At 41.0% G+C, this 1,963-nt stretch carries 2 pseudogenes; both read left to right on the forward strand.

Annotation, left to right across the window (positions count from 1 at the left end):
- Positions 1-1,363 (forward strand): annotated as a pseudogene (gene hmw1A, locus HMPREF2813_RS08290) (adhesin Hmw1A); the annotation flags it as partial.
- A 152-nt stretch (positions 1,364-1,515) separates the two neighbouring features.
- Positions 1,516-1,963, forward strand: a pseudogene (hmw1B, locus tag HMPREF2813_RS08295) (two-partner secretion (TPS) system translocator Hmw1B); the annotation flags it as partial.

Genomic DNA, 1,963 nt, shown 5'->3' on the forward strand with positions numbered 1-1,963 from the left:
AGATTCAAAAATCTCTGCTGACGGTCACAAGGTGACACTACACAGCAAAGTGGAAACATCCGGTAGTAATAACAACACTGAAGATAGCAGTGACAATAATGCCGGCTTAACTATCGATGCAAAAAATGTAACAGTAAACAACAATATTACTTCTCACAAAGCAGTGAGCATCTCTGCGACAAGTGGAGAAATTACCACTAAAACAGGTACAACCATTAACGCAACCACTGGTAACGTGGAGATAACCGCTCAAACAGGTAGTATCCTAGGTGGAATTGAGTCCAGCTCTGGCTCTGTAACACTTACTGCAACCGAGGGCGCTCTTGCTGTAAGCAATATTTCGGGCAACACCGTTACTGTTACTGCAAATAGCGGTGCATTAACCACTTTGGCAGGCTCTACAATTAAAGGAACCGAGAGTGTAACCACTTCAAGTCAATCAGGCGATATCGGCGGTACGATTTCTGGTGGCACAGTAGAGGTTAAAGCAACCGAAAGTTTAACCACTCAATCCAATTCAAAAATTAAAGCAACAACAGGCGAGGCTAACGTAACAAGTGCAACAGGTACAATTGGTGGTACGATTTCCGGTAATACGGTAAATGTTACGGCAAACGCTGGCGATTTAACAGTTGGGAATGGCGCAGAAATTAATGCGACAGAAGGAGCTGCAACCTTAACTACATCATCGGGCAAATTAACTACCGAAGCTAGTTCACACATTACTTCAGCCAAGGGTCAGGTAAATCTTTCAGCTCAGGATGGTAGCGTTGCAGGAAGTATTAATGCCGCCAATGTGACACTAAATACTACAGGCACTTTAACTACCGTGAAGGGTTCAAACATTAATGCAACCAGCGGTACCTTGGTTATTAACGCAAAAGACGCTGAGCTAAATGGCGCAGCATTGGGTAACCACACAGTGGTAAATGCAACCAACGCAAATGGCTCCGGCAGCGTAATCGCGACAACCTCAAGCAGAGTGAACATCACTGGGGATTTAATCACAATAAATGGATTAAATATCATTTCAAAAAACGGTATAAACACCGTACTGTTAAAAGGCGTTAAAATTGATGTGAAATACATTCAACCGGGTATAGCAAGCGTAGATGAAGTAATTGAAGCGAAACGCATCCTTGAGAAGGTAAAAGATTTATCTGATGAAGAAAGAGAAGCGTTAGCTAAACTTGGCGTAAGTGCTGTACGTTTTATTGAGCCAAATAATACAATTACAGTCGATACACAAAATGAATTTGCAACCAGACCATTAAGTCGAATAGTGATTTCTGAAGGCAGGGCGTGTTTCTCAAACAGTGATGGCGCGACGGTGTGCGTTAATATCGCTGATAACGGGCGGTAGCGGTCAGTAATTGACAAGGTAGATTTCATCCTGCAATGAAGTCATTTTATTTTCGTATTATTTACTGTGTGGGTTAAAGTTCAGTACGGGCTTTACCCATCTTGTAAAAAATTACGGAGAATACAATAAAGTATTTTTAACAGGTTATTATTATGAAAAATATAAAAAGCAGATTAAAACTCAGTGCAATATCAGTATTGCTTGGCCTGGCTTCTTCATCATTGTATGCAGAAGAAGCGTTTTTAGTAAAAGGCTTTCAGTTATCTGGTGCACTTGAAACTTTAAGTGAAGACGCCCAACTGTCTGTAGCAAAATCTTTATCTAAATACCAAGGCTCGCAAACTTTAACAAACCTAAAAACAGCACAGCTTGAATTACAGGCTGTGCTAGATAAGATTGAGCCAAATAAGTTTGATGTGATATTGCCACAACAAACCATTACGGATGGCAATATTATGTTTGAGCTAGTCTCGAAATCAGCCGCAGAAAGCCAAGTTTTTTATAAGGCGAGCCAGGGTTATAGTGAAGAAAATATCGCTCGTAGCCTGCCATCTTTGAAACAAGGAAAAGTGTATGAAGATGGTCGTCAGTGGTTCGATT

The sequence above is a fragment of the Haemophilus sp. HMSC066A11 genome (genome assembly GCF_001811665.1).
Lineage (GTDB): Bacteria > Pseudomonadota > Gammaproteobacteria > Enterobacterales > Pasteurellaceae > Haemophilus > Haemophilus influenzae.